General features: G+C 43.8%; 21 protein-coding genes. 10 read left to right on the top strand and 11 right to left on the bottom strand.

Going from position 1 to position 21007, the window contains the following annotated elements:
• Positions 1-6: 6 nt before the first annotated feature.
• Complete coding sequence (locus tag EO131_RS08540) at positions 7-720, top strand: 5'-nucleotidase C-terminal domain-containing protein (protein ID WP_241243812.1); 714 nt, start codon at positions 7-9, stop codon at positions 718-720.
• Positions 721-1632: a metallophosphatase gene (locus EO131_RS08545; protein WP_127020838.1), complete on the top strand. Its 912-nt coding sequence runs from the start codon at positions 721-723 to the stop codon at positions 1630-1632.
• Between the two features lie 85 nt (positions 1633-1717).
• Here the strand turns inward: EO131_RS08545 and EO131_RS08550 are convergent, their stop codons facing one another.
• From EO131_RS08550 to EO131_RS08575, 6 genes are all read right to left on the bottom strand, one after another.
• Complete coding sequence (locus EO131_RS08550; protein ID WP_164731655.1) at positions 1718-3646, bottom strand: BspA family leucine-rich repeat surface protein; 1929 nt, start codon at positions 3644-3646, stop codon at positions 1718-1720.
• 363 nt (positions 3647-4009) lie between these two features.
• Entirely contained in the window at positions 4010-5734 is a 1725-nt protein-coding gene (locus tag EO131_RS08555; RefSeq protein ID WP_127020842.1) for a BspA family leucine-rich repeat surface protein, read from the bottom strand.
• Between the two features lie 194 nt (positions 5735-5928).
• Positions 5929-6228, bottom strand: a complete 300-nt coding sequence (locus EO131_RS08560) for a hypothetical protein (RefSeq protein WP_127020844.1) — start codon at positions 6226-6228, stop codon at positions 5929-5931.
• A complete protein-coding gene (ligA, locus tag EO131_RS08565; RefSeq protein WP_127020846.1) occupies positions 6225-8219 on the bottom strand; it encodes an NAD-dependent DNA ligase LigA in 1995 nt (664 codons plus the stop codon). Before ligA ends, EO131_RS08560 begins: the two co-directional genes overlap by 4 nt.
• Positions 8216-9133, bottom strand: a complete 918-nt coding sequence (gene prmC, locus EO131_RS08570; RefSeq protein ID WP_127020848.1) for a peptide chain release factor N(5)-glutamine methyltransferase — start codon at positions 9131-9133, stop codon at positions 8216-8218. The genes ligA and prmC overlap by 4 nt, the downstream gene beginning before the upstream one ends.
• Positions 9133-9618, bottom strand: a complete 486-nt coding sequence (locus tag EO131_RS08575; RefSeq protein WP_127020850.1) for a GNAT family N-acetyltransferase — start codon at positions 9616-9618, stop codon at positions 9133-9135. The genes prmC and EO131_RS08575 overlap by 1 nt, the downstream gene beginning before the upstream one ends.
• Positions 9619-9647: 29 nt before the next feature.
• Between EO131_RS08575 and ribD the strand changes: the two genes are divergently transcribed.
• From ribD to EO131_RS08595, 4 genes are all read left to right on the top strand, one after another.
• On the top strand, positions 9648-10700 hold the full coding sequence (gene ribD / locus EO131_RS08580) for a bifunctional diaminohydroxyphosphoribosylaminopyrimidine deaminase/5-amino-6-(5-phosphoribosylamino)uracil reductase RibD (RefSeq protein WP_127020852.1): 1053 nt from the start codon (positions 9648-9650) through the stop codon (positions 10698-10700).
• The gene (locus tag EO131_RS08585) at positions 10687-11304 is read left to right on the top strand and encodes an HAD family hydrolase (RefSeq protein WP_127020854.1); all 618 of its coding nucleotides are present in this window, start codon (positions 10687-10689) and stop codon (positions 11302-11304) included. Before ribD ends, EO131_RS08585 begins: the two co-directional genes overlap by 14 nt.
• Positions 11297-12160, top strand: coding sequence for an EamA family transporter (locus EO131_RS08590; RefSeq protein WP_127020856.1), 864 nt, complete (start codon positions 11297-11299; stop codon positions 12158-12160). The genes EO131_RS08585 and EO131_RS08590 overlap by 8 nt, the downstream gene beginning before the upstream one ends.
• Before the next feature lie 131 nt (positions 12161-12291).
• The gene (locus EO131_RS08595) at positions 12292-12930 is read left to right on the top strand and encodes an IMPACT family protein (RefSeq protein ID WP_241243813.1); all 639 of its coding nucleotides are present in this window, start codon (positions 12292-12294) and stop codon (positions 12928-12930) included.
• A 132-nt stretch (positions 12931-13062) separates the two neighbouring features.
• Here the strand turns inward: EO131_RS08595 and EO131_RS08600 are convergent, their stop codons facing one another.
• On the bottom strand, positions 13063-13458 hold the full coding sequence (locus tag EO131_RS08600) for an acyl-CoA thioesterase (RefSeq protein WP_127020858.1): 396 nt from the start codon (positions 13456-13458) through the stop codon (positions 13063-13065).
• Between the two features lie 202 nt (positions 13459-13660).
• Here EO131_RS08600 and dnaA point away from each other — a divergent pair, with 202 nt between their 5' ends.
• From dnaA to EO131_RS08615, 3 genes are read left to right on the top strand one after another with little or no spacing between them, the layout of a single operon-like run.
• Positions 13661-15085, top strand: coding sequence for a chromosomal replication initiator protein DnaA (gene dnaA / locus EO131_RS08605; RefSeq protein WP_127020860.1), 1425 nt, complete (start codon positions 13661-13663; stop codon positions 15083-15085).
• Between the two features lie 15 nt (positions 15086-15100).
• Positions 15101-15553, top strand: coding sequence for a low molecular weight protein-tyrosine-phosphatase (locus EO131_RS08610; RefSeq protein WP_127020862.1), 453 nt, complete (start codon positions 15101-15103; stop codon positions 15551-15553).
• A gap of 4 nt (positions 15554-15557) precedes the next feature.
• The gene (locus tag EO131_RS08615) at positions 15558-16286 is read left to right on the top strand and encodes an SAM-dependent methyltransferase (RefSeq protein WP_127020864.1); all 729 of its coding nucleotides are present in this window, start codon (positions 15558-15560) and stop codon (positions 16284-16286) included.
• A gap of 47 nt (positions 16287-16333) precedes the next feature.
• Here the strand turns inward: EO131_RS08615 and EO131_RS08620 are convergent, their stop codons facing one another.
• The 4 genes from EO131_RS08620 to dapF all read right to left on the bottom strand — a co-directional run bounded on the left by EO131_RS08620 (position 16334) and on the right by dapF (position 19473).
• Complete coding sequence (locus EO131_RS08620; RefSeq protein WP_127020866.1) at positions 16334-16978, bottom strand: lysozyme family protein; 645 nt, start codon at positions 16976-16978, stop codon at positions 16334-16336.
• A 158-nt stretch (positions 16979-17136) separates the two neighbouring features.
• Positions 17137-18180: an endolytic transglycosylase MltG gene (mltG, locus tag EO131_RS08625; RefSeq protein ID WP_127020868.1), complete on the bottom strand. Its 1044-nt coding sequence runs from the start codon at positions 18178-18180 to the stop codon at positions 17137-17139.
• A complete protein-coding gene (locus EO131_RS08630) occupies positions 18170-18703 on the bottom strand; it encodes a GNAT family N-acetyltransferase (RefSeq protein WP_127020870.1) in 534 nt (177 codons plus the stop codon). Before EO131_RS08630 ends, mltG begins: the two co-directional genes overlap by 11 nt.
• The gene (dapF, locus tag EO131_RS08635; RefSeq protein WP_127020872.1) at positions 18691-19473 is read right to left on the bottom strand and encodes a diaminopimelate epimerase; all 783 of its coding nucleotides are present in this window, start codon (positions 19471-19473) and stop codon (positions 18691-18693) included. Before dapF ends, EO131_RS08630 begins: the two co-directional genes overlap by 13 nt.
• Before the next feature lie 134 nt (positions 19474-19607).
• On the opposite strand from dapF, the gene EO131_RS08640 reads away from it, so the two are divergent.
• Complete coding sequence (locus EO131_RS08640) at positions 19608-21005, top strand: trypsin-like peptidase domain-containing protein (RefSeq protein WP_127020874.1); 1398 nt, start codon at positions 19608-19610, stop codon at positions 21003-21005.
• Positions 21006-21007 lie beyond the last annotated feature (2 nt).

Consider the following 21007-nt stretch of genomic DNA (forward strand, 5'->3'; position numbering starts at 1 on the left):
TTTTTAATGGCCTGCAAGAATGAGACGGGCCAACTTGTTGAAATCCATGGCAAACAACTTCCAATCGATGCCAAACTAACCGCAACAGATTCCATTGAGAACTTTGTGGCCCCATTCAGAAACAGGATAGACGAGGTACTGGACAGCACCTTGGCCTATGCGCCAAAATCGCTATTGTTGGATGATGGGGCGCACAGCACTTCCATGGGGAACTTAATGGCCGATATTGTTTTTAGTGAAACTGCACCCATTTTCAAATCGAGAACTGGAAAAGATCTGGATTTTGTTGTTTTGAACGAAGGGGGAGTTCGCTCCGTTATATCTTCAGGCAATGTGACGGCAAGGAATGCCTATGAGGTTATGCCCTTTGAGAATTACATTGTTGTGGTGGAACTCAGCGGGTCGGCCACACGCCAGCTGATTGATTTTATTGCCAAATCATCCAGAAGGCATCCGATATCCGGTATGCAGATCGTGATTGATAAAAATCGGTCCTTGGAATCGGTCAATATTCAAGGGAAACCCTTTGATGAAAGTCGTTCCTATTATGTGGCCACATCGGACTATTTGGTCCAGGGGGGTCCCAGCATTGGTTTTTTCAAGGAAATGATTTCCGTTACAGATACCGATTATCTTTTGCGGAATGCCATCATCGATTATTTTAAGAAAGTAGACACCTTACAAGCGGTTGTGGACGACCGTTTTATTCAATTGGATTAAATGAAACGAAGGGATTTTATCAACACCACCGCTACTGCCTCTGCCTTTGTCGGATTGGGCGGATTGAGTTTGAATGCATGCTCCAATTTGGGCAAAAAACAAATTACCATTTTGCACACCAATGATGTGCACAGTCATATCGACCCCTTCCCTGAGACCCATTCCCGATATCCGAACATGGGCGGTATTGCGCGCCGTGCCACTTTAGTGGAGCAAATACGGAATGAAAATCCGAATACCTTGCTTTTTGATGCGGGTGATATTTTTCAGGGTACTCCCTATTTCAATTTTTATGGGGGTGAGCTCGAATTCAAATTGATGAGCAAATTGAAGTATGATGCCGCGACCATTGGCAACCACGATTTCGATAATGGCATTGATGGGCTATTGGCCCAAATGCCTTATGCCTCCTTTGAAATGATCTCTGCCAATTATGATTTCACCAACACGGTTATGGATGGCTATGTGAAACCCTATAAAACGTATTTAGTCGACGGGATAAAAATTGGTGTTTATGGCATCGGGATTGCATTGGATGGTTTGGTGACCAAACGCTTGTACAGGGAAACCCAATATCTAAATCCTTATGAAATTGCCTTGGACATGGAGCGCAAACTCAAGGAGGAAGAACAGTGCGACTTGATTATTTGTTTGTCCCATTTGGGGTACGATTATGAAAATCCTGAGCGACCTTGCGATACCCGGTTGGCCCAACGCACCAAGAATACCAACCTCATCATTGGTGGTCACACCCACACTTTTTTGGACAAACCGGATGTTCGCACCAACCTTAATGGGAGTTCCGTTTTGGTAAACCAGGTTGGATGTTACGGCATTAATTTGGGCCGCATCGATTTTTATTTTGATTCGGATAAAAAAGCAACCGCCCAAGGTGTAAGTATTGTGGTCTGAGCCACAAAAAAGAAAACCACCGAAATACCATTGGGTATTTCGGTGGTAAAACAATTCCAATAAAGGAAATATTATGGCTTTTATATCAAGGGCAGTTAACTCCAATATCATTGGAGATGGTCCACCCAAAATCGGTTATTAAAAAGTCCCTGGCCAGGGCAGCATTGCTGTTTAGACAATATTCGATATTGAATGCCCCTAAGGAGACGCCCTCTTGCACCAATTGTCCTGCCCAACCCTCCAAGGTTTTGCCGTAGTTTGCAGAAGACATTGCTGTATTATCAAGCATCTTGGCCATACCTGTCACATTGCCAATATTCCAAGACCCTAAGTTTTGATCAAATTTTGTTGCCCCTCTGAACATCAAGTTCATGTTAGTCACATTGGCCACATCCCAATTACTAAGATCTTGGTTAAAGGAATCGGCACCATTGAACATCCACCACATGGTTGTAACATTGGAAACATCCCAATTACCGATGTCTTGATTGAACGACTTCGCGTTAAAGAACATATATCCCATTTCAGTTACATTGGAGACAATCCATCCACCAATATTTTGATTGAATGACGTTGCTCCCGAAAACATGGCCGACATATCGGTTACATTGGATACATCCCAAGCTCCTATATTTTGGTTGAAATTTGCAGCCATGCCAAATACACCCCTCATATTTTCTACACTACTTACATTCCAATTTCCTATGTATTGATTGAAGGGAGTGAAACCAAGCATCCCTTCCAAAGTTTTTACATTGCCAACATCCCAATTCCCTATATCCTGATTAAAAATATTGGCAGCAAAAAACATTTCGGACATATCCGTCACATTGGAAACATCCCAAGAACCGATTGCACCATTGAAAGCATTTGCATTGTAAAATAACTGTGACATATCGGTAACGTTGGACACATCCCATTCATCCAAATCAGCATTGAAGGATGTAGCGGAATAAAACATGCCTGACATCGACTCAACTTCTGACAGATTTGGGATATCAGTGGCGTTGTACGTCATATTCCCACACTCATAAAAGGCATGGTGCATGGATTGCCAATGTATCGCTCCCCAATTATCTATTGATAGTAGTGCCTGTTTGGATAGGTCGACCGAATTTTCCATCTGTAAGGCTGGAAAATCACCTTGAATGGCAATGGTATAAACTCCAGCCGCCTCGTAAATATGTGATGGGGACTCCTGTAGGTTGGTGAAGTGCTCCTCGACACCACCATCTCCCCAATCAATTGAAAAGTCGTACATCAAATCATTGTTGGTGCCAATCACCAACTCAAACCCGTCCGAGGGTATTTGCCATGTTGTCTTAAAAGATGCTGGGTCATTTAAAAGGTCACCGATCACATTTTCAACCTGAATGCTAACCATTGCCTCTACAGGATTGTTTATGCCATCGCTTACGGCAATGGTAATCTGGTGCTGGGTTGCAATCTCATAATCTAACGTTTGCCCGTCAGCTAGACTAAGTTGACCATCCGTGGTAATTTCGAATAGATCATTATCGTTTTGCACTATTGAAAACTCAACATTGCCACCGAATATTTCAGCTACAACTACACCTATTAAATCCGTATCGGAAATATCCTCGCTGACAGTAAAGCTCTGATCTTCCATTTGAGGTGGTTCCACCACATCAAGTACCTTGATGGTGACAATATTGAAGAACTCGCCCTTTCCATCGGTAACACGCACAGTAATCTGATGTTGGGCTGCAGTCTCATAGTCCAGCTGTTTACCCTCTTGAAGACTCAACTCACCAGAACTGGAGAGTGTAAATAGATTGGAATTGTCCACCGTCATCTTATAGTTTATGAGGTCGCCGTTGGGATCATCTGCGATTACATTGCCAATAAGTTCGGTGTCGGAAATATCTTCAGCAACTTCAATCGTTTGTGGACCGAAATCAGGAATGCCTCTAGTGTATTGATCATCTTCTTTGCCACAAGAGCTTATTATCAAGGTAATAAATAGGCTGTATAGTATCTTTTTCAATCTCATCGTATCTGTTTTATTCCGAATATCAGCAATCATCTGGTGATTTTATGGCACGAATTGACGAATGGGGTGTTCGGAATGACGGATCGGTGATTCCCATTGAGGAATTTAATGGAGGCCATTGATACGCTGAGGAATGTCGGTTTTTAGCTTGTAGGATATAAGGTCATTAATTTGAGCATATCAATTTTTATTTTGATGCTAATGAAAAGACCATTGCTCAGGGCGTGATCTTCTAGATTAAACTCGATTGCGGATGATTGATCAAAACGACACCTCTTTACTATCTCCAAAAACTTTAGCACAAAAAAAGCCACCGATTAGCGATGGCTTTTTCTTAAAGTCATATAATATTTGTCAAGTTTCTTATGGACAGGCAACAGGGTTGCCATCATTGATGGTCCAACCGTTATTTCCAATCAAAATGGTATTGCGTGCCGAATCCGTATCCAAATCATCGCAATAGTCCAACCCAACAGCGTCCAAAGTTATGCCATCAGGAATGACGGCATCACCTTGAGCAGCCCAACCTTTCAAGGTTGCGCTATAATTTACAGAACTGAGCCCTGATTCAGTTAACATTCCTGTCATGAATTGAATTGAACCGATATTCCAGCTACCCAAATCTTGATCAAAAGATGACGCTCTCCTAAACACATCATTCATATTGACCACGTTTCCTGTGGACCAACCGCTTATATCAGCATTGAACATCGCAGCATCCCGAAACATAGCGTTCATGTCGGTTACATTGGCTACATTCCAACCACTTAAATCTTGATTGAAAGAGGATGCCAATTTGAACATAAAAGACATGTCCGTTACATTCCCCGTATTCCAACCACTGATATCCTGATTAAATGAGGTAGCTTCTGAAAACAATGACCCCATGTTGGTCACCTGACTCACATCCCAACCACCAATATCTTGGTTGAAAGATGTGGCGCCCCAGAACATAAAGCCGATATTGGTTACGTTGCCCATGGACCATCCACCGATGTTTCCATTGAATGAGGTTGCACTCCGAAACATTGCATACATATTACTGACCTGTGAAAGATCTGGGGAGTCTGTGGCAGAATGAATCATATTCTCACAGAAATAAAATCCATATTCAAAGGATTGCCATGCCCCGGTTCCCCATTGTACAATTTCAATAATCGCTGCCCTACTTTCGACATTACTGTCTAACATTCGTATGGCTGGGAACTGACCCTTAATGGAGATGGTATAGACTCCCGCGGTTGCATAGGTGTGTAATGGATTCTGATTGGTCAGGGTTTCTATGGTGCCATCTCCCCAATCCACAGTATAATCGTAGGTATAACCAGAATTGGTGCCTATTGTTATGCTTTGACCATCAGATACAGTTTGCCATTTAGTAATAAAGGATGCTGGATCATCGGAGAGCAGCCCATTATCCAATACGGTTACAGTTACGGTAAATTCGACAGGCGCATTGACCCCATCACTGACACTTATTGTAATGTTATGTTCCTGCACATTTTCAAAATCCAACAGTTGGCCGGGGGCCAAACTTAACATTCCGTCTGTTGTAATTTCAAACAAGTCATTGTCATTGGCCACAATGGAATAAGTAAGATTATCGCCATCTGCATCAGTTGCGGATACTGTACCGATGTTTTCAGTGTCAAGAATATCTTCATTGGCTTCAAAATTTTGATTCTGAGCCACCGGAGATGCATTGGCAACAACCGCTTCGGTCACATTTATTGTTACCTGGCCATTAGCACTTGCACTTCCATCCGTTACCGATACTGTTATTTGATGTTGTGTTGCAGTTGCAAAATTGAGGGACTTTCCTGCTGCCAAACTCAACGCTCCAGCAGTGGTAATTTCAAACAAATCTCCATCATTTGTTGAGATACTGTATGAAAGGGCATCCCCATCTGGGTCGGTTGCGACAATTGTTCCAATAATCTGGGTATCAGAAATATTCTCTGAAACTGTGTAGGCCTGTGCTTGGATTTTTGGAGCACCGTTTTGAGGAGGTTCTGGCGAGTCGCTACTGCTACAGGACCACAAAAACAAAATGGCCAAAATGGCCAGTCTAGATTTGATGAGTTTCATGGTAGTTTTAAAGTTAAGGTTTGAGGTAAGTTCTTACTTTTTTTGTAATAAAAAAAGTGTTACTACAGCGCTGCAATTTAACATTCTGATTATCTGATAATTAATTTTAAAAAAATCGATTTCCAAAGTTCACCCTTGATACAGATAGCCAATTTTCACTTCGGAAATCAGAAGAATACAGTGCAAAATAAAAATTAGAGATTAGCCTTCACCAATAGCCAAAGTTCTTCCTCCAGACTGCACTCTGGAAAGGGTTTCGATGCGCGGTCGTACCAATACCCAGCATTCCATTTATCGCCCTCCATACGATGCAAGTAGGCATGGATCCAACTTCCCAAGGAAGAATGGATTTCTTGGGCAATGTCATGGGAGGATTCCCAATCGCCTTTGGCAGCATACCACAAGGCCCTTAGCGGTTCCGGCCAATCCTTGGGTGGATGATTCTCGCCCAATGTTGATTTAAATGCCTCCAATGAATCGAGTCCCTTGCTCATACCATTTGCAAAAAATCTTGTTCCGAAATGATGGGTACACCCAAACTTTCCGCTTTGGTCTTTTTACTGGGACCCATGTTGTCTCCAGCAACCACATAACTCGTTTTAGATGATATGGAAGAAGCTACTTTACCGCCATTGTCTTCGATCATTTTTTTCAACTCGTCCCTACTCACAGTCTCAAAAACACCGGACACCACAAAGGTCTGGCCTTTCAATTTATCGGTCTGGTTTTCCAACTGTGCCTCGGAGAGTGAAAATTGCAAGCCGTGGGATCGTAACCTTTCCACAATGTCCCTATTGGTCGGCTCATTAAAAAATTGGATGACGCTTTGGGCGATTCGCTCCCCTATTTCATCGACGGCCATCAACTCTTCTTGGGTTGCAGCCATCAAAGCATCGATATTTTTATAGGCCCTTGCCAATTTTTTGGCTACCGTTTCACCCACATACCGGATGCCCAAGGCAAAAAGCACCCGTTCAAAAGGAATTGCAGTTGAAGCAGCCACACCGTTGACCAAGTTTTCGGCCGATTTTTCGGCCATGCGTTCCAAGGGCATCACCTGCTCCTTCGTCAAGGTATACAGGTCGGCATAATTGGAAATCAACCCTTCCTTGAACAATAGTTCCACCGTTTCACTTCCCATACCTTCGATATCCATGGCCTTTCGGGAAATGAAATGTTGGATACGACCGGTAATCTGCGGCGGACAACCGGTATCGTTCGGACAAAAATGTTGTGCCTCTCCTTCTTTTCGTATCAATTCCGTGCCACACTCGGGGCAAGTTGTTATGTACTCCGTCGGAACGGAATCCTCCGATCGTTTGGTGAAGTCGACCCCCACTATTTTTGGAATGATTTCCCCTCCTTTTTCAACAAATACAGTGTCCCCCCCCCGCACATCCAACTTTGCGATCTGATCGGCATTGTGTAAGGAAGCTCTTTTCACCGTGGTTCCGGCCAACAAGACCGGTTCCAGATTGGCAACGGGCGTAATGGCGCCTGTACGTCCGACCTGATAGGTGATTTTGTTCAGAACAGTAGTGGCCTGCTCGGCCTTAAACTTATACGCCATGGCCCAGCGTGGCGATTTGGCGGTATACCCTAGTTCCTGTTGTTGTTGGATACTGTTCACTTTGACCACTACGCCATCGGTTTCATACGGCATGGTATGTCGATGCGCATCCCAATAATCCGCAAACTGCATGACCTCTTGGGTCGATTTGCACAGTTTGGCCACAGTGGGCACCTTAAATCCCCATGACCGTGCCTTTTCCAATCCTTCAAATTGGGTGGTTATTCCCAAATTTTCCCCAACGATGCTGTACAATAAACAGTCCAAGGGGCGCTGGGCCACCATGGCACTATCTTGCAATTTCAAACTGCCCGATGCCGTGTTCCTCGGATTCATGTAAGGGTCTTCCCCAGCCTCGATGCGTTCCTGGTTCATTTTGGCAAAACCCTCGAACGGCAAAATGATCTCGCCACGAATATCAAATTTGGGCGGGTAATCGCCTTTTAATTGCAAAGGCACGGATTTGATGGTCTTCACATTGGTGGTCACATCATCTCCTTGAACGCCATCGCCACGGGTCACGGCCCTAACCAATTGTCCATTTTCGTAGGTGATGCTGATGGAGGCGCCATCATACTTCAACTCACAGGTAAACTCCACAGCAACGTCTCCCAAAATTCGCTGGATTCGCTTTTCCCAATCCTCCAAATCCTCCTTGGAATAAGAATTGTCCAACGAATACATGCGATGTTCGTGCGCTACGGTCTCGAAGTTTTTGGTCACCATTCCCCCTACCCGTAAAGTTGGGGATGCGGGATCGTAAAATTCAGGGTGCTGCTCCTCCAACTTTTGGAGCTGCTCCAACTTCATGTCAAATTCATAATCTGAAATGGAAGGTTGGTCGAGCACATAATATTTGTAGTTGTGCTCACGAAGTTCGTTGCGTAGGGCCGTTATTTTTTGTTCGATGTTCATGTACGAATTGCTTTTAGCATGCGATCATTTCCAAACATATCTTTTCGAAGCTCAATTTCCGAAAAATCGTGGGCTTTCAAAAGGGCTTTGGTCTCTGCTCCCAAATATTGGTTGATTTCAAAATACAAACTACCTTTTTTCTTCAAATGCCTTTGGGCAAACTTGGCAATGGCATCATAAAAAATCAACGCATCATTATCAGGAACAAATAAGGCCGTATGTGGCTCATAATCCATTACATTTTTCTGCATTTGACTTTGTTCCAACTGCCTGACATACGGTGGATTGGATACAATGATGTCGAATTGAAGTTCAAGTTCAGGGGCAAGTTGAGAATCGAGAATATCTTGTTTCACAAAAGTCACATCAACATTATTGAAGACACTATTCTTTTGCGCTACCGCCAAGGCTTTTTCAGAAATATCGATGGCTGTCACCTTGGCATTGGGCAATGCTTTTGACAAAGCGATGGCAATGCAACCGCTTCCTGTTCCGATATCCAAAATTTGCAACGAACGGTCCTTGTGCGAAGTCGAAATGACGCTTCGACTTCGCTCAGCGTCTGGGCCAAGACCAGTATCATCCTGAAGATCATCCAAAATCCATCGGACCAATTCTTCTGTTTCAGGTCGGGGAATCAAGACATGCTCATTTACCAACAAATCCAAATCCATAAAATGGGCCGTTCCCAAAATATACTGTAGGGGTTTTTCTTGTTTCAATTGGGCCAAGGCTTCAAAAAGTGGTTGTTCTTCCGACTTGGTCAAGGTAAGTCCTGGTTGTATGGCCAATACAAAGCGTTCCAGTTTTAGGTAATGTTCAATGCACCTATAAAAAAAGGAATCGATTTCTTCCTTAGGGTAGCTATCACCCAACTCTTGGTGGAAAATGGTCTTTATCTCCTTGAGCAGCATTATAGTTTCTTGAGCATCCAAACAGGACAGGAATAGTGTCCTGTATTGCCCATTGGGGCGTCTATGTATTCAAACCCGTTTTTCTTGTATAATTTTTGGGCGGCCTCCATGTAGGGCATGGTTTCCAGGTAGCACGCCTCGAACCCAAACTCCTTAGCTTTGTCCAAACACGCCTTGATCATCTTGGCACCAATGCCCTTGCCCCTGGCCTCTTCCAAAAAGTACATTTTTTGCAGTTCGCAAACATTCCCTTCGTAGTTGTCCAATTGGGCAATACCGGCGCAACCGATCACCTTGCCTTCTTGCTCCACCACAAAATAGATGGCCCTTGGCTTGTTGTAATTCCCATACATGTCATCCAACGACTTGTCCGCATAGGCCGTACCTACTTTTGGCACACCCATATCCTCAAAAACCTTACGAATCACTTGGGCCACCTGAGCATTGTCCTCGGGTGTAATTTCCCGAATCACCATATCCCCCATAATGCGTTTTATTGTTCTATTTTTGCGGTGTGAATATACACCAAAAATACATCCTCCGCTGCATTGAACTGGGCAAAAAAGGGTTGGGTACCACTGCCCCAAATCCCATGGTGGGCTGTGTGATCGTCCATAATGGCAGCATCATAGCCGAAGGCTTTACCAGTCCGTATGGCGGGCCACATGCCGAGGTGAATGCCATAAACGCCGTAAAGGACAAAAAACTTCTGTCTGAAGCCACGTTGTACGTAACCTTGGAGCCTTGCTCCCATTTTGGCAAGACACCTCCGTGTGCCGACTTGATAGTGACCCATAAAATTCCCGAGGTGTTTATCGGATTACGGGACCCTCATGAGAAGGTGGCGGGTAAGGGCATTCAACGATTACAAGATGCTGGCTGCAAGGTAACGGTTGGTATTCTGGAAGCGGAATGCCGCGAGCACCACAAGCGCTTTTTGACCTTTCAGGAAAAGAAACGTCCTTTTATTATTTTGAAATGGGCCGAATCCCAGGATGGATTTCTTGCCCCTCTAAAAAATAAAAGGGAAACCCAACCCGAACCGTATTGGATCAGCAACCGGTATTCCAAACAGTTGGTGCACCAATGGCGAAGTGAGGAACAGGCCATATTGGTGGGCACCAATACCGTTTTGGAAGACAACCCGCAGCTGACCACGAGGGATTGGGCCGGTAAGAATCCGATTCGGGTGGTGGTTGACCGAAATTTAAAACTAAATGCAGATTTTAAGGTTTTTGATGTTTCAGCAAAAACTTTGGTGTTCCATGAAGATAACGAAAATGCCAAACGACATGAAGGTGTGGCATACGCAACGCTCGATTTCTCCAAACCCTTGGCCCAACAAATCTGTGATGCGCTTTATAAAAACAACATCAACAGTTTGATTGTTGAAGGTGGTTCCAAAACCTTGCAAACCTTTATCGATGAAGGCCTTTGGGATGAAGCCCGAGTTTTTATGGGACCGGTCCGTTTTGAAAATGGATTGCCAGCGCCCCATTTTAAAGGCTCACTAAAAAGTACAGAAAACATTCTTTCCGATACCTTATTTATATATGGCCGCGATTAAAAACATTATTCTTGATTTTGGCGACGTATTGATCAATCTCGATAAACCGGCCACTGCAAAGGCCATGATCGAATATGGATTTCAAGAAATCACTCCAAGTTTGGATGCCCTCTTCAAGGATTATGAAAAGGGCCTGATCGGTTCCTCGGGGTTCCTGGATGAAGTTGCCCTACATTTTCCCAAAGCAAACCGCGACTATCTTGTAAAGGCTTGGAATGCCATTTTATTGGATTTTCCTGAGCATCGTCTTCAATTTCTTGAAAAGCTTGCCAAGGAAAAAGAATATCAACTGTTTCTTTTGAGCAACACCAACGATCTGCACATCGAATGTGTAAAACAACAAATGGGCGTGGAACGTTTCAACCGATTTAAAAATGCATTCGATGTTTTTTATCTGTCCTACGAAATGGGCATGCGAAAACCCGATGCCGAAATTTTTGAATTTGTTCTTGACGAAAACCGATTGATTGCGGAAGAAACCTTTTTTGTGGATGATGTGCCGGAAAATACTAACGCGGCGGCCCAATTGGGCATCCAGGTCTGGAACCTTCAAGTGGGCCAAGAAGATATTACCCAACTAAAATCCCGACTTCACCATGCTTGATTTAGCGTTCAGTGTTTTGAGCTCCACTTGGATCTTTGTGGTCTTCAAACTCTATGATGTACACAAAGTACAGACTTTGTTGGCCATCATTATCAATTATTTCACTGCATGCACAGTTGGATTGTTATTGTACGATGGGGAAATAAATATTGGCCAATTGGCCTCTTCCTCTTGGATCTATGGACCCCTGCTCTTGGGAGTGCTGTTCATCACCATCTTCAACCTCATGGCAAAAACGGCGCAAATTTCAGGCGTCTCCGTAGCTTCGGTCGCCACCAAAATGTCGTTGGTGATCCCGGTAATCTTGGGTATGGCCCTGTATGGGGAACAACTATCCCTTTGGCAAGGCGCCGGTATTGTTTTGGCCTTGTTTGCCGTGTACTTGGCATCCATAAAACAAAAGAGCATTGCTTTTAATAGAAAAGACCTGATATTACCTCTTCTGGTCTTTCTGGGTTCAGGGGCTATCGACGCCAGCATTAAATATTTTGAAGAAAAACATTTGACGGATCAAGAAATTCCCATCTTCTCTTCATTGGTCTTCGGTTGTGCCGCTTTGTCCGGTTTAATTTTTGTTGCCCTTAAAGGCAAGGGTAACAACTTTAAGGTTAATGCGAAGAACATATTGGGCGGAATAGCCCTTGGGGTTCCCAATTATTTTTCCATTTACTTTTTGATACGGGCCTTGCGCTCTGAGACCTTGAGCAGTGCCGCGGTGTTTACACTGAACAATGTGGCCATTGTAATGCTCTCCACTTTATTGGGAATTTTACTGTTCAAGGAAAGGTTGACCTTAAAAAACTGGCTGGGCGTCCTGCTTTCCGTTTTGAGCATAATCATGGTAGCGCTGCTTTAGCACCAATTCACAACAAACAATGGGCAATGACCAAACCATAAATTCCAAATTCAAGAATTGATTTATGGTAATTCATGGAATTCGCGTCAAATTACAGCAGCTACTTTTCCCGGTGACCTAAATTGGTTTCCATGTCATTCTTATTGGATAGCTTTGCTACAATGGAAGAAGACGTTTACAAAACGGTTGAACAACCTTCACCTGAAGTTTTATACAAGGACAAAAAGAGTAAGTTCTTCGCAACTGTTTACCCCATTGCATCAGAAGATGACGTAAAACCTATTGTTGAAGCCCTTCGCAAAAAATACCATACCGCCAACCATGTTTGTTATGCTTGGCAATTGGGAACACACAGTCCAACTTACCGTGCCAATGACGACGGTGAACCCAACAACTCGGCAGGCATGCCCATTTATGGGCAGATACAGGCTTTTGATGTAACCAATGTACTTGTTACCGTAACCCGGATTTTTGGGGGAACCAAACTGGGTGTGGGCGGTTTGATCCAAGCTTACCGAACCGCGGCCCAAATGGCCCTGGAAAATGCCATTATAGTTGAAAAGACCATCAAAGCCCACTTTCAATTAAAATTTGGCTATGCCGATATGGATAAAGTAATGCGTGCAATCAAACAGCACAACCTCGAAATTGATTACCAAAAAATGGAAATGAACTGCGAATTGATGGTTTCAGTGCGATTGAGTGAGGCTGAAACGATTCAACGGCTTTTTGAGGAGATGCAACATGTAGATGTTAGGGTGAAGGGTTAAGGGCAGATGTTTTATGGGACTTGGGGAGATTTTAGAGAGTGGGATTCTTCACTCGCTCCGCTCATTCAGAATGACAGATCTCATTTAACAATAAAATTTGTAATTCCGATAATCTTGGAGTCCAAAAATCCATTAATCCAATTTGTCCAAAATATAATCGGGACACTTCATCGGTTTTCCTGTCCTTTTGTCCATAAAGGCCAAAACGGTATGGGCCGTGGCCAACAATTCCCCGGCTTCGTTCAGAACCCGATAATCGAACTCGATCTTCACCAAGGGTTTGGACTTCAAACGGGTCTCCACTGTAAGAAGGTCATCATACAGCGCAGATTTTTTATAATCAATGTGTAAGGAAATTACAGGCAACATTACTCCATTGTCCTCCATACTTTTATAGGTGATTCCAAGAGTCCTTAACCACTCTACCCTACCCATCTCCAAGTATTGTGCATAATTGCCATGATAAACAACCCCCATTTGGTCGGTTTCTGCATACCGTACTCGAAAAGAATGTGAATTTAGACCCATTTTTAACTTAAAAATTATATATTTAGAGGCTTGCTTAATGCGAGGGTAACATGCGAAAAAAAAACAAAACTTTCAATGACAAAATGATTTTTTTTTTAGAAGATTTGTTCACATATTTGTCGCATCCAATAAGCATCTTGTCATCCTTTAGATGTTTACTCTTAAGTGTTAAAGCTAACCATTAAAACAAGGAAAAACTTCTATGAGTGTTACTGCTAATTCCGTATGGAACAACTGTTTGGCATTTATCCAGGATAATATCCAACCGCAGGCATTCAAGACGTGGTTCGAGCCCATCAAGCCTATAAAATTGACTGATAAGGCACTGAGCATTCAGGTGCCCAGCAAGTTTTTCTATGAATGGTTGGAGGAACATTATGTCAAGCTTTTGAAGGTGGCCCTAACTCGAGAATTGGGTAGCAACGCCAAATTGATCTACATCATAAAAATGGAGAACAAGTATGGTAACAAGGAACCGTTCACCGAACAGATTCCCAGTGCCAATCGTTCCGCAGTTGCCCCCCAAGAGTTGGATGTGCCTATTACCTCCAAAAGTCCTGAACTGAAAAACCCTTTTGTGATTCCCGGAATCCGGAACATAAAGATTGAATCACAGTTAAATCCCAATTATAATTTCGACAACTTCCTTGAAGGCGATTCCAACCGTTTGGCAAGATCCGCTGGTATGGCCGTGGCCAACAAACCGGGAGGCACTTCTTTCAATCCATTGTTGGTTTTCGGAGGCGTCGGATTGGGGAAGACACACTTGGCACACGCCATCGGTGTGGAAATCAAGGACAAATATCCCGAAAAAACGGTGTTGTACATCTCTGCCGAGAAGTTCACCCAACAATATATAGAATCCGTAAAAAAGAACACCCGGAACGATTTCATCCATTTTTACCAGTTGATCGATGTGCTCATCATTGATGATGTGCAATTCCTATCCGGTAAATCGGGCACGCAGGACGTGTTCTTCCATATCTTCAACCATTTGCACCAAAACGGTAAGCAGGTGATTTTGACCTCGGACAAAGCACCTGTGGATATGCAGGATATCGAACAGCGCTTGTTGTCCCGATTCAAATGGGGACTTTCGGCCGAGCTGCAAAGCCCGGATTACGAAACCCGCGTTTCCATTTTAAAGAACAAATTGTATAGGGATGGTGTTGAAATGCCCGATGACATCATCGACCACGTGGCCAAAAACATCAAGACCAATATCCGTGAACTTGAAGGTGCCATTATATCATTGATTGCCCAATCTTCGTTCAATAAACGAGAGGTTACCCTGGAATTGGCCCAACAAGTGGTGGAGAAATTCGTGAAGAACACCAAACGCGAAGTTTCCATCGATTACATCCAAAAAGTGGTTTCGGATTATTTCGAAATGGATGTGGCTACACTACAATCCAAAACCCGTAAGCGCCACATTGTTCAGGCTCGACAATTGGCCATGTTCTTTGCCAAAAAGTTTACCAAGGCCTCTTTGGCCAGTATCGGTTCCCAGATCGGGAAACGCGACCATGCCACTGTATTGCACGCCTGCAAAACAGTTGATAATTTGGCCGAGACCGATAAACAGTTCAGAAAATACATAGAGGACCTCAATAAAAAGTTCTCTTAAACCCCCTTTTATTTTATGAAAACCAAAGTGCTGATGGTCTGCTTGGGAAACATTTGCAGGTCACCTTTGGCCGAAGGCATTTTGAAATCCAAAGTGGACCCTGATAAGGTTTTTGTGGATTCTGCGGGAACTGCCGGGTATCATGTGGGCAATCCACCAGATCATAGGTCCGTGGCCGTGGCCCGTCAAAATGGCTTGGACATCAGCAACCAAAGGTGCAGAAAGTTTTCCTCCATTGATTTTTTGGAGTTTGACCATATCTATGTGATGGACAAGAGCAATTTCTCGAATGTTATTCAGCTTGCAAACACCGAAGATGATCGCGCCAAAGTAAAATTGTTGTTGGAGGAAATCGATTTTGACATTTCCGAGGTGCCAGACCCCTATTATGGGGGTGCCGATGGGTTTGAAAAAGTATACCAAATGATCGATAGGGCTTGTGAGGCCATTGCAAAAAAACTAACTTGAAGTCATGGAAGAGGCAAAACCCGGATTGGTCATCGGCAAATTGTATTTGATTCCCACCACCTTAGGTGACAATGCGCCCTTGGAGGTCATGCCCATATCCGTGAAGGGAACCATTGAAAAGATCGACCATTACATTGTTGAAAACGAGAAATCGGCACGACGATTCATCAAAAGGGTAAGCCCAAACAAGCCCCAACCCAGTTTGCACATCCAAACCTTGAACAAATACACCAATCCAGAAGAAATCCCATCCTATTTAGATCCATGCATCCATGGCTTCAATATAGGTGTGCTTTCTGAGGCTGGTTGCCCGGGCATAGCGGATCCCGGTGCCGATGTGGTTCGGGTAGCGCACGAAAGAAGAATCCAAGTGGTTCCAATGGTAGGCCCTTCTTCCATTTTAATGGCCATGATGTCCAGCGGCATGAACGGCCAAAATTTTGCCTTCAATGGATACTTACCTATTGATAAAGTGGAGCGTAAGGCCAAAGTAAAGGCGCTTGAAAAGCTTTCCAAGGAGACAGGGCAGACCCAAATATTTATGGAAACCCCTTATCGTAACAATAAGTTTTTGGCGGAGTTGATCAAAATCCTACAGAAAAGCACCCGACTTTGCATTGCTTGCGATATTACCTTGCCCACCGAATTCATTCAGACCAAAAGTGTTCATGAATGGAGCGAAATTACTCTAGACCTCGATAAAAGACCCACGATCTATATCATTCAGGCATAAAAAAACCCGGAACAAAGTTCCGGGTTTCCTTTCATTTTATGGTATTACTACACTTTTGCATTCTTTTTCTGTGGAATGTTGGAAATATCGTACCCAGCAAACTTTTTCATATAGTAAGAGATACTGCTTCCGTATGCATCCGTAACATCGTCCTGTCCATAGGAACGTAAATACTTCTTCACGTTTCCGGCCCCAGCCAAATGAGCTGCAGCCAAAATGCCAGATTCCGTAATTTCGACACCACCAATCCTTTTGCCCTTAAAACGCTTGATGTCCCTTCTCAAAATCCATTTGTTTCGGGCTATGTTCGTTTCAAAGGCCTTTTCCTGTAGTTCCGCATTGTCCAAAAAGGTATCCATATCGTAAATACCCATCAAATGCAACGTACTGCTGCCAAATTGGTATTTTCCCAAATAACCCAATGTGTTCACTACATGGTATTTTCCTTGGGACTCCTTAAAGGCCAGCGCCTCTTTAAAGCCATTATAGGCTTTACCCAAGAAAGGAGGTGTTACTTCGTATGCTTCAAGAGCGTTCTCCGGTTCTTGATTCACATACAGTTCAAAGTTGCCACTTACCTTCAATGATTCGGGAACCTCCAGTGCTCCCTTATCCATCACTGTGTAAGAACCAAAACTGGTCAAAACTACTATCATGGCAAGATGTAGAATAAAACCTATCCATCTTTTCATAATGTTCGTATTTAAGATTTCAACACCCATAGGATTGAAATTAAATTCGGCCGGCAAATATAGGGGGAGTGTTCTTGTTGGGTGTTATAAAGCTCTTAAGATTTTCTTAAATAAGACCCAAAATCCGTTAAAGCGCTGAAAATTAACGTCAAAGAGTGTTATCTAAGCACTTTTTGCTCATTCAGCCATCGGGTGTATTGCACTTTATTTCGGTTGTGCTGCGCCAACGTTTTGGCAAACATATGGTAGCCAAAGTTGGAAACGTCGGCCACAAAATACAGGTAATCGTGCTTTTCGGCATTCAGTACTGCATCGATGGATGCGATATCGGGCATGGTGATAGGACCGGGTGGCACCCCGACATATTTATAGGTATTATAGGGCGAATCCATTTCCAAATCCCTGTACAAAACCCGCTTTATGATGGTATCGTAATTGCCCGTTTCTTTTTTGATGGCAAAAATCACCGTTGGGTCAGCCTGCAATAGCATGCCTTTTCGAATACGGTTCAAATACACTCCTGCCACCCTTGGGCGCTCCTCTGGTTTTACGGTTTCTTTCTGAACAATGGCCGCCAAGGAAGTGATTTCATTCGGACTCAAACCCAGTTTCTTTGCCTTTGCCAATCGGTCTTCGTTCCAGAAGCGTTGGTATTCCTTGAGCATTCGATCCCTGAACGCTTCCGCACTGGTATTCCAAAAGAATTCATAGGTATTGGGCAAGTACATGCCCAATTTGGAATCTTCATCAAAATGCGTTTCGTTCAAAAACCCAGGATCGTTGAACGCATCCACCAATGCTACGCTATCGGCCTCAATTTGTTCGGCAATTCTTCCTGCCAACGCAGATAACGACTCTTGGTTGTTAAAGGAAACCCGAACGGGAATATTGGCACTTCGTAAGGTGTTGATGATCTCGTTGTTGTTCATCCCTTTTTTAAGGGCATATTTTCCTGGTTTTACGTTGGTGATGTATCCTTTTCGTTTGGCAACGGACTCAAAGGTCGAAAGGTCTTTGAGCAAGGGTTCCACTGCCATCTTCACATCGTTGAACGTGGCATCCGTAGGAATGTAAACATACGCTTCCTCATTGTTGAACTGGGTATTCGGGCCAAATATGGCCGTGTAAATCTGGTAGGTAATGAACCCGCAGATCAGCAGACCCAATATGGCGGTTGCCCAAAGTACTTTTTTAAGATACATTCGAATTTATCTTTTGAAACATAATCTCGTCCTTGAACCCGGTACTGGTCCGTATCCATTCTTTTTTGACGCCAATCTTCTGGAATCCGAGGTTTTCGAACAGATGAATGCTTTTTTGGTTATCCTCCAATATATTGGCATACAACTGGTGCAGGTCCAACACCTTGAAGGCATAATTGCACAACAATGTCAGGGCCTCCCTTCCCAAACCTTTGTCCCTATCTTCTGGATCGGCGATAACAATGCCTACCCCTGCCCTTTGGTGTTTGGGGTCAAAATCAAAAAGGTCAATCAATCCAATACAGGTGTCCTTGGTATCGCAAATGCACAATCGCAGTTGTTTTACCTCATAAATATCCCGATGGGCATTGTCCAAATACAATTGGAGCACTTTTTTGGAATAGGGTTTTAACGTTCCACTGATTTCCCAAATGGAGGTATCGTTTTCCAATTGATAAAGAAAATCAAGGTCCGAGGGCTCCAATGCCCGTAAACTGATATGTTCCCCTTTTATATTGAGCATGTTATTTCCCCTTTGAACACTTGAACGGCCGGGCCTATCAGAAACACATCAGTATACTTTCCATCAACTTGCTTAAAACTGATGGACAACTCCCCGCCCAAGGTTTGGATTTTTACCGTGTTGGTTGACGTCTTCCCGGATTTATGCATGGCAAGAGCCACGGCAGTCACGCCTGTGCCACAGGAATAAGTCTCGGCCTCAACGCCTCTTTCATAGGTGCGTACCTGAAAGGTTTCGTCATTTTCCTGTTCCACAAAATTGATATTGCTCCCAGCTTGACCGTAAAGGCCATAGCGTAATTTTTTTCCTTCCTTTTCCACTTTAAACCCACTGAGGTCCTTCACCAATTGCACATGATGGGGTGAACCTGTATCCAAAAAACTGTAGGCGGGCTTTTCATGCACATCGTCAACATCCTGCATTTTAAGTCGTACAAAATCTCCTTCAATGGTGGCATAATGCAGGCCATCCACAGCCCTGAAGGTGGTCTCTTGCTCAAAGATGCCCAAAAAATGTGCAAACGAAACCAAGCACCTACCGCCATTGCCACACATACTGCCCTCGGCCCCATCGGCATTATAGTACACCATCTTAAAATCGACCGTTTCATCGTTTTCCAAAAGGATCAGGCCATCGGCCCCAATACCAAACCGCCGCTCACAAAGCGCTGCTACCAATTTGGTGTCGTCCTTCGGAAAAAACAGATCACGGTTATCAATGATGACAAAGTCATTTCCGGTTCCTTGATATTTATAAAAGGATAATTTCATACGTACCTACAAAGGAACAAATATACGGGATACTTTAAGGAATTTTTTGCAGTTAAAACAGCGTTAAACCCACCGAGTTGAAAAATGAATTCCTTTAATTTTGTTGGAGCTAAATGTTAAATAATTATCGAATTATGAAAAGAATAGCCAATTTACTCCTAGTCTCCCTCTTTTCAGGGGCGATTACACTGGGGGCCTACAAACTATTTTTCGAAAAGGATACTTATAAATGGGTGGCACCTACACAGGAAACACCCCTGATCAATACCAGTAATTTACCAACATCGGCCAAAGGAGCCGGAATCAATGAGGTTGATTTTACATTGGCAGCCGAAAAAACGGTGAATTCCGTGGTACACGTAAAAAACCTAACCATAAATCAAGGTCCAGGTAGTTTGGCCGATTTCTTTTACGGCTTTGAACGCCAACAAACACCGCAAGTGGGTACTGGTTCTGGGGTCATTATTTCGCCGGATGGCTATATTGTGACCAATAACCACGTAATCGCCAATTCTACAAAACTCCAGGTTACGTTGAACAACAACAAAACCTACGAAGCGGAAGTGGTAGGTGCCGATGCCGACTCGGATATCGCATTGATCAAAATTGATACGGATGAGTCGCTTCCCTATTTGGCATTCGGGAATTCTGACAATGCTAAGATTGGGGAATGGGTATTGGCCGTGGGCAACCCTTTTAACCTTACATCAACTGTTACAGCGGGTATTGTTAGCGCAAAGGCGCGTTCGCTTTCGCCCGGAAGGGCCCAATCCTTTATTCAAACGGATGCGGCCGTGAACCCTGGTAACAGTGGTGGCGCTTTGGTAAACACCAATGGTGATTTGATCGGTATCAATACAGCCATTACCTCCCAAACTGGTTCATACGTAGGTTACGCCTTTGCCGTACCTAGCAATATTGCCAAAAAAGTGGTGGAGGATATCATGGAGTTTGGTAATGTGCAGAAAGGCCTTTTGGGAATCAAAGGTGGTGACATCAATCCCGAAGCGGCAACAGAATTGGGCATTGACGATGTGGAAGGCGTTTATGTTTCCGAAGTGACCGAGGAATCGGGCGCTGCCGAAGCAGGTTTGCAAAAAGGGGACATTATCAAACGAATTGATAATATTGAAATCCATAAGTTTTCGGAACTTTCGGGCTACCTCTCCTCCAAAAGACCTGGGGATATCGTGGCTGTTCAACTGGACAGAGACGGTAAGAACATCACCAAAAATGTGACCCTTAAAAAGCAATTGAGCGTAATATTACCCATGACCGGCTTCACGGTGAAGAACCTATCCAAGGCAGACCAAAAGAAATTCGGTATCTCCAAAGGAGTTAAAATTACCGATGTGCCTGCCGGCTATGAGCGCTATGACCTGAAGAACAAGGTAATCATTGAGTTGGATGGCAATGCCATCAACAACATTGATGATGCAAAAGCCCGCTTTGGGGAAATCACTCGATACGGCAGAACAAGTTTTACCATGATCAACGAGAATGGGGAAAAGGAACACATGATTCTTCAATAATT

Origin of the sequence: Flagellimonas beolgyonensis (assembly GCF_003992615.1) — a bacterium.
Taxonomy (GTDB): Bacteria; Bacteroidota; Bacteroidia; order Flavobacteriales; family Flavobacteriaceae; genus Flagellimonas; species Flagellimonas beolgyonensis.